Below are 8,701 nucleotides of genomic sequence, written 5' to 3'. Positions count from 1 at the left end.
ATCACGCTGAACGTCGGTGCGAACACGATCACCGTGGTGGTGACGGCACAGGACAGCTCTACTAAGACCTACACGGTCGAAGTGACGCGGGCCGCTTCGAGCAATGCGGACTTGAGCAGTTTGACACTGAGCGCGGGCAGTCTGGATCCTGCCTTTGCATCAGGCACGGAGGAATACACTGCCAACGTTGCCAACAGCGTGAATACGATTGAGGTCACGCCGACCGTGGACGCCGGGACATCTACCGTGACTGTTAATGGCGATACGGTGACAAACGGCGGCGCCTCTGATCCGATCACGCTGAACGTCGGTGCGAACACGATCACCGTGGTGGTGACGGCACAGGACAGCTCTACCAAGACCTACACGGTCGAAGTGACGCGGGCCGCTTCGAGCAATGCGGACTTGAGCAGTTTGACACTGAGCGCGGGCAGTCTGGATCCTGCCTTTGCATCAGGCACGGAGGAATACACTGCCAACGTTGCCAACAGCGTGAATACGATTGAGGTCACGCCGACCGTGGACGCCGGTACATCTACCGTGACGGTCAACGGCGATACGGTAACTAACGGCAGCGCCTCTGATCCGATTGCGCTGAACGTCGGCGCGAACACGATCACCGTGGTGGTGACGGCAGAGGACAGCTCGACCAAGACCTACATGATTGTCGTGACGCGGGCACAATATGTTTCTTCCAACGATTATAGCGATGATGAAAGTGAAGAAGACAATGACGATCAAACGCCAATAGATACGAAGTATGTGATGACACTAACGGCTGAGGAGGGCGCGTCCAACAGGCATATTTTTTCCTTCGAACAAGAAGATCTGCTGTTGGATGTCATCGAGCTGGATGACGGCCACTTGCAGCAGGAGAAACCTTCAGGCGCTTGGATACTAACCATTCCGTCGCGAACCATACAGGCACTTGTAGAGCATAATCCCGAAGGAACGGTGCGTTTGCTGACCCCTGTTACAGATTACGACCTGCCGGTAATGGTCTTATCCGAAATCAACACTTTGGGCGTGACCGAAGTCACGCTGCGCATTGGGCGCGTCGATTCAACTATGATGCAAGAGATGGAGCAAGCTGCTGCGGCGATTGACGCCCAATTGGCGGCAGTTCCGGTTGAAACGGAGCTAGCGGTGACAACCGCGGCGGGCAAGCGGATCGTGCAACGCTACGAGCAGTACGTCTCCCAAACGCTAGCTTTGAAAGATGCAGGCGATCCGGATCAACAGACCGGGGTTCGTTATAATCTGTCGGAACGAGCATTCCAATTCGTGCCGTCCCGGATCGATGGTGCAGAAGCAACGATACAGAGTCGTTCAGGCGGCATAGAAACCGTGTTGATTCGCCTGAAAACATTTGAAGATGTGGACGGTATATGGTCGACAGAGGTTATCGAACGCTTGGCCTCAAAGCTGATTGTTTATGGTAAGGATGAGGCGCGTTTCGATCCGGACGCTCCGGTAACACGTGCGGAAATGACAGCGATGCTGGTTCGATCGCTGGGTTTGCAGACAGACAAGGACGAACGCTCCCACTTTAATGATGTGAGCCCGGCAAGCTGGTACTCAAGCGTGTTGGCTGCAGCTGCCCGAGAAGGGTTGGTACAGGGGGATGGGACCGGGAAGTTCCGCCCCGAAGAGCACATCAGCCGAGAAGAAACGGTGGTTATGATTGTGTCGGCGATGCGATACGCAAATACCCAGTCGAAGCCAGACGTAGATGTGGACCTCTCCTTTTATCAGGATAGCGATATGATTTCGTCCTGGGCGAAGAACGAGATGGCCGCTGCGGTACAAACTGGATTGATCATGGGTAATGCGAAAAATCAACTTATGCCGAAAAAAAGCACATCCCGAGCGGAAGCAGCCGCTATGATCGATCGCTTGCTGCGGATGATAGGGTTCATCGATTGATGCTTTGAAAAGAGCTGTTTTCTGAGAATGATAACTTCCAGTACATCAAAATTGGATTTAACGCAAAAGGACCATCAGGATGATCATTCCTGATGGTTTTCTCATGCTTATGCAATGAATGCTTGCGGCGGAGAGAGCATCCCGAAGAAGGTGCCGCATATATTTTAAGGTCAAATGCGTATATAGGATTTGCTGCTTGCGGATGGTATGATAGAGGTGTCATATTATTCGGTTCTAAAGCAAGAGGAGACTTTGAAGAATATTCAGATATCGATCTTGTTTTCTTGACGGAAAAGCAGAAATCAGCACATGACCGTTTTTTATTATCTGATCTTTCTGCTGAGATGAGTATAGAAAATGACGTATTATTAAGCTGTTTATTTTTCAATGAGAATGATTGGCTTATGGGAAATGAGATTAACCCTCTGTTAAAGGCTAATGTAGACAGGGAGGGAGTCGAGATTGAATTATAGTGATTATTATGGCAGATCAAGCGATTTGCCTTTTTTGCATGCAAACATAGATTCAATGACACACGTTTGTCGCAATAATGGGCTATAATAGAGTGGAAGATTAGCATCGTTAAAGGAAATTTCAGGTCAAACGTGGAATAAGTCTAGAGAACTATATAATGAGATTCGGAAGGCAGGTTACGAAGTCAATGTTAACAGGCGAAGTGCGCAATAAGGTGGATAAAATATGGTCAGACATGTGGGCAGGAGGCATCTCCAACCCGCTTACCGTTATAGAGCAATTAACGTACCTCATGTTTATTCGATCACTGGATGAGAAGGAACTCGAGAGAGAAAGCTTCGAGGCTCTGGGTGCCGGGTCGAAGGACAAGCTGTTCCCGCAGGATGAAGAAGGACAAAGCATGCGCTGGAGCAGATTCAAGACGATGGATGCGAGACTGATTTTCGAATTAATGGGTACGAAAATATTCCCGTTCATCAAGACGTTGAACGGCGAGAATGCTTCCGCCTTCTCCCGCTATATGCAGGATGCGATGTTCCTGATTCCGACGCCGCAGGTGCTGCAGAAGATGATTACCGGACTTGATGAGCTCTATGAGCATGACATTCAGAACCTGGATATGCAAGGCGACTTGTACGAGTATATGCTCGGCAAGCTGGCGACCTCGGGACAGAACGGACAGTTCCGCACGCCGAAGCATATTCGCGATATGATGGTTCGCTTGCTGGCTCCAGCGCCAGATGACAAGATATGCGATCCCGCTTGCGGCACAGCGGGCTTCCTCGTCTCCTCAGCAGAATATATTCGCGAGAAGTATGAAGCGGAGATGACGGGCGAGCAGTGGGAGCATTTTGCCGGGGATATGTTCCATGGTTACGATACGGACCGCACGATGTTGCGCCTTTCCGCGATGAACCTCATGCTGCATTCCATTACGCAGCCGCAGATCGATTATGTAGACAGCGTCTCCAAGCAAAATAACATTGCCTCCGCCTACGATGTCATTCTCGCGAATCCTCCGTTCACGGGCACCGTCGATGCGGAGAGCATTCACGATAATCTGAAGCTGATCGCGGCTACGAAGAAGACAGAGCTTCTATTCGTCGCTCTGTTCTTGCGCATGCTTCGCAAGGGCGGTCGCTGCGCGTGCATTGTGCCGGATGGCGTTCTGTTCGGAACGACAAAAGCGCATAAGACACTTCGCAAAGAGCTGGTCGAGAACCATCAGCTGCAAGCGGTGATCTCCATGCCGAGCGGCGTGTTCAAGCCTTATGCGGGTGTAAGCACGGCGATTCTTGTGTTCACGAAGACAGGCGCAGGCGGCACCGACAAGGTATGGTTCTATGATATGAAAGCGGACGGCTATTCGCTGGATGACAAGCGCTCGCCGATTGCGGTGAATGATATTCCGGATATTTTGGCGAGGTTTCATAATATGGACGGAGAGAAGGATCGCAAGCCGACGGAGAGCAGCTTTCTGATTGGTAAGTCAGCGATTGAAGCGAATGACTATGATCTGTCGATTAATCGATATAAGGAAGTTGTATACGAGAGGGTGGAGTATGATGCGCCTGCGGTTATCATGTCCCGCCTCGACAAGCTGAGCCTCGACATTGCTTCCAAGACGGAAGAGCTGAGGGGGCTTCTCGGTGAGTAAGACTAAATTATCAGAAGTCTGTAGTTTAATAACAAAGGGAACAACACCTAATACAATAGGATTTAGTTTTCAAGATACTGGTGTGAATTTTATTAAAATCGAGAGTATTAATGAATATGGATCTTTTGTGACAGGAAAGTTTCAGCATATATCAGCAAAGTGTCATGAAAGTATGAAACGATCTCAGTTGCAAGAAAATGATATTCTTTTTTCGATTGCAGGAGCATTGGGGAGAATTGGTATAGTAACATCTGATATTCTTCCTGCAAATATAAATCAAGCTTTAGCAATTATACGTTTATCGAGTTCGAAATGCTTGCCTAAATATATAACATATTCATTAAAATCAAATTATGTTATAAAACAATTTAAGAGGCAACAACAAGGTGTGGCTCAATTAAATTTATCTTTGAGAAATATTAATGATCTTGAGATACTACTCCCGTCACTCGAAACACAAAAACAAGTCGCCAAAACGCTAGACACCACCGCAGATCTGCTTGCCATGCGCAAAAAGCGGCTTGCAGAGTTGGATAATCTTATCAAGTCTACGTTTTATGAATTGTTTGGTGATCCTGTTGCGAATGAAAAGGGGTGGGAATATGGCAAGATTAAAGATTTGTCTTCAAGTATTTCTTACGGTACAAGTCAAAAAGCATCTTCTGAGGTACTAGCAATTCCAATTCTGAGAATGAACAATATTACTTATCAAGGTGATTTTGATTTTACTCAAATGAAGTATATAGAGATGGATGAGAAAGACAAACAGAAATACTTAGTTCGTAAAGGTGAGATTTTATTCAATCGAACAAATAGTAAAGAGTTAGTTGGTAAAACAGCTGTGTATCGAAATGACCAACCAATGGCTTTCGCAGGATATTTAGTACGACTGATTCCTAATGAAAAAGCCAACAGTGAATTTATATCAGCATATCTTAATTCAGGATATGGTAAGAAACTACTCTTGAAAATGGCGAAAAATATCGTCGGAATGGCAAATATAAATGCAAAAGAATTAGGCAACATAGATTTATACATTCCTCCCCTCCCTCTCCAAAACCAATTCGCTGAGATTGTGGCGAAGATTGAGGAGCAGAAGGCGCTGGTGAAGCAAGCCATCGAGGAGACGCAGCTACTTTTCGACAGCCTGATGAGCGAGTATTTCGATGCGTAAGTGACTTAGGTGAGTCGAACGATATTGCGTGCCTGATTCACAACATTTTACTAAAGCACTACCATAAAAAGTCCAAACAGAGGTGAAGGAAATGAAGGGAAGCACTGCGAATTTTGAATTTTTGTCGGGTCAGAAGGACTATAAGCTGTTCGCCGCTGCTTGTATCGAAGCGGAGCGGGTGCTAGCTACCTCGCCCGCAATGTCGGCGGTTGGCAGCCGGAAGGCGCTGGAGCTCGCGGTGAAGTGGGTATATGCGGCGGACAACACGGTCAAGATGCCCTATAAGGATAATTTGCAGGCTCTCCTTCACGAGCCTTCCTTCCGTTATGCCATGGAATCGCAAACATGGGGTAAGCTGCAATTCATTGTCAAGCTTGGGAACCTAGCGGTACATACAGAGAAGACGATTAATCGAAGCGAAGCCGTATTGTCTCTCTCGGCTTTATTCGAGTTTGTCCAGTGGCTAGATTATTGCTACGGCTCCCAATATGACGAACGGAGCTTCGATGAAGCACGCATTCCAGCGGAGAAGGTTGTGCTGGATGAAGCCGCGATTAAAGAGAAGAACAGCTTAATCTCGCAGAAAGATGCAGAGATTGAGAAGCTTCGCGCGCAAATCGAAGCCATGAGCGGCAAGTTCACTGTTGAGAAGACGACACATCGCGAAGAGCGAAGCTTCACGCCGTCCGATCTATCCGAATTCATGACGCGCAAAATCTATATTGATGTCGATCTGAAGTCTCTTGGCTGGAGCATCGGCAATGGTCCTCAGGATGATGCCAGACCAGAGGTGCCGGTTATTGGCATGCCGAATAACGATGGAACAGGCAGTGTCGATTACGTCCTGTACGGCAAGGACGGGCTGCCGCTTGCGATTATTGAAGCAAAGAGGACCTCCAAGGATCCGAAGATCGGGACCAAGCAGGCGAATTTTTACGCGGATAGTCTTGAACGAATGACAGGCCAGCGCCCGATGATCTTCACAACCAATGGGTTCGAAACGCATTTCGGAGGTGACAGGTTCTCCACGCAGCGCAAGGTCAGCGGCATCTTCGCCAAGGCGGATTTGGAGAAGCTGATGGCGCGCCGCACTCAGCTCAAGCCGCTGGAGGATATCGTTATCGATGACAAGATTACGGATCGTTATTATCAGAAGGAAGCGATTCGTGCGGTGTGCGAGCATATGGAAGAAGGCCATCGCAAAACATTGCTCGTCATGGCAACAGGAACGGGCAAGACACGGACGGCTTCAAGCCTCACCGATGTGCTGTCGCGTGGCGGCTATGTGACGAATATTCTGTTTCTCGCTGACCGCAAGGCGCTTGTAAATCAGGCAAAGGATGATTTCAAGAATTATTTGCCCGACATGTCCCTATGCAATCTGCTTAATAACAAGGAGAACAAGTCAGCGCGAATTGTGTTCTCTACCTATCCGACAATCTTGAATGCCATCGACACGGCGAAGAGCGAGGACGGCAGAAGATTGTTCACGCCAGCGCATTTCGATCTGATTATCATCGATGAGGCGCACCGCAGTATTTTCAAAAAATACCGTGCGATCTTCGATTACTTCGACGCTGTGTTAGTCGGGCTTACTGCTACACCTAAGACGGAAGTTGACCGAAATACGTATGAGTTCTTCGAGATCGAGAATGGCGTTCCAACTTATGCGTATGACTATGAGACGGCGGTTGAGAAGGACAAGGTGCTCGTGCCTTATTACAATATTGAGGTCACTTCGAAGTTTCTGACGGAAGGCATTGCCTATGATGATCTATCCCCCGAGGACAAGGATCGCTATGAAGAGGACTTCACGGATGAGGACGGCCATATGCCGGATGCTGTCCCTGCTCCCGCAGTGAATAAGATTATATTCAATGAGAAGACGGTCGACATGGTGCTTCAGGACTTGATGACGAAGGGCATTAAGGTGGCTGGCGGGGACCGGATCGGAAAGACCATTATTTTCGCGCAAAATAAACGCCACGCCGAGTTCATCGTTCAGCGATTCGAAAAGCTATACCCGCGTTATGGTGGTGGATTCGCGAGACGGATTACGTACGAGGATACATATGCCCTCGCCACAATCGGCGAATTTAAGGTCGCGGAGAAAGAGCCGCATATTGCGGTCTCGGTGGACATGCTTGATACGGGCATTGATGTGCCGGAGGTCGTCAATCTGGTATTCTTCAAGCGGATTCGTTCCAAGACGAAGTTCTGGCAAATGATCGGACGAGGCACTCGGCTGTGCGAGGACCTGTTCGGCGACGGCGATCATAAAACGAAATTCGTTATCTTCGATTATTTGGGCAATTTCGAGTTCTTCCGGCAGCATCAGGAAGGGCTGGAGGGCAATGAATCCCACTCGTTATCGGAGCTGATCTTCATTAAGCGAGTGCGACTTATCTATTCGTTGCAGGATGCCAGGTTCGCCGATGATGCTCACGGGAAGCTTCGCGAAGACTTGATCGATGCTGTGAACGGGCAGATTAGACAGTTGAATACAGAATTAATCGCGGTGAAGCTGCAGTTGCAGCATGTGGAAGCCTACAAGAAACGTGAAGCGTTTGTTTGTCTTGAGGATGCGGATAAGAGCAATTTGGCAAACCACCTTGCACCTATTGTTGAGATGCAAGAGCCGGATGAATATGCGAAGCGATTCGACAATCTCATGTACGGGATCATGCTGTCAAGCTTGGAAGGTTCGCCACAATTCAAGAAGAGCAAAAACCAATTGCTAGGCTTATGCGATGTTCTGCTGAAGAAGAAAGCGACGATTACGGAAGTGAAGCTGAAGCTTCCGCTTATCCGGGAGATTGTTACGGATGAATTTTGGCAGAATGCGGGTTTGTTGAATTTTGAGAGAGTTCGTGTGGAGCTAAGAGATTTGATGAAGTTTACGGTGAATGAAGGAGAGATCAGCCCGATCTATACGAGGCTTGAGGATGAAGTGTTGGAGGTTCGGGAGGGCGAGTCGCTGGATCCTGCGTTCGAGTTCGAGGATTACAAACAGAAGGTCAATCGGTATATCGAGAAGAACGGCGATCATCTCGCCATTCACAAGCTGCGGAACAATATTCCGCTTACGGCATCGGATTATGCCAGCTTGGAGAAAATCTTCACAGGAGAGCTGGGCACGGCGGAGGATTATAAGCGGGAATTCAAGGATACCCCCTTTGGTTTGTTAGTGCGTCAGATTGCAATGCTGGAGTATGAAGCGGCGATGGCGGCATTTTCGACCTTTATCAATGATGAATCGCTCAGCCAAGCTCAGATCGTATTCGTGAAGAAGGTCATCGACTATATTACGCGCAATGGCTATATTGATAACGTCACTGAGTTGACCAAGCCTCCATTCGATAAGCCCCAGAGCTTCGTACGACTGTTCGACAGCAAGCGGCGTCAGCAACTGGTCGATGTGGTGAATGGGATCAAGGCGAATGCGGAGTCGATTATTGGGTAGCTGGCGA

The 8,701-nt window shown here is 48.5% G+C and carries 5 protein-coding genes; all 5 read left to right on the top strand.

Annotated elements, in window-relative coordinates:
- Window positions 1–1,926: cadherin-like beta sandwich domain-containing protein (locus HFP08_RS14380; protein ID WP_168121276.1), on the top strand; the 1,926-nt coding region annotated here is incomplete at its 5' end.
- A gap of 92 nt (window positions 1,927–2,018) precedes the next feature.
- Window positions 2,019–2,399 (top strand): nucleotidyltransferase family protein, encoded by a 381-nt coding sequence (locus HFP08_RS14375; protein ID WP_168121275.1) that lies wholly within the window; start codon window positions 2,019–2,021, stop codon window positions 2,397–2,399.
- 188 nt (window positions 2,400–2,587) lie between these two features.
- On the top strand, window positions 2,588–4,057 hold the full coding sequence (locus HFP08_RS14370) for a type I restriction-modification system subunit M (protein ID WP_168121274.1): 1,470 nt from the start codon (window positions 2,588–2,590) through the stop codon (window positions 4,055–4,057).
- Window positions 4,050–5,231, top strand: a complete 1,182-nt coding sequence (locus HFP08_RS14365) for a restriction endonuclease subunit S (protein WP_168121273.1) — start codon at window positions 4,050–4,052, stop codon at window positions 5,229–5,231. The genes HFP08_RS14370 and HFP08_RS14365 overlap by 8 nt, the downstream gene beginning before the upstream one ends.
- A gap of 91 nt (window positions 5,232–5,322) precedes the next feature.
- Entirely contained in the window at window positions 5,323–8,694 is a 3,372-nt protein-coding gene (locus HFP08_RS14360; protein ID WP_168121272.1) for a DEAD/DEAH box helicase family protein, read from the top strand.
- Window positions 8,695–8,701 lie beyond the last annotated feature (7 nt).

The organism is Paenibacillus sp. HB172176 (assembly GCF_011947265.1).
GTDB lineage: Bacteria > Bacillota > Bacilli > Paenibacillales > Paenibacillaceae > Pristimantibacillus.
This window is presented reverse-complemented; position numbering and strand designations above follow the sequence as displayed.

Bases quoted from the DNA above. Each gene is read 5' to 3' on its own strand.
- HFP08_RS14360 (WP_168121272.1), top strand. From the start codon at position 5,323: ATGAAGGGAAGCACTGCGAATTTTGAATTTTTGTCGGGTCAGAAGGAC.
- HFP08_RS14370 (WP_168121274.1), top strand. From the start codon at position 2,588: ATGTTAACAGGCGAAGTGCGCAATAAGGTGGATAAAATATGGTCAGAC.
- HFP08_RS14375 (WP_168121275.1), top strand. From the start codon at position 2,019: ATGGTTTTCTCATGCTTATGCAATGAATGCTTGCGGCGGAGAGAGCAT.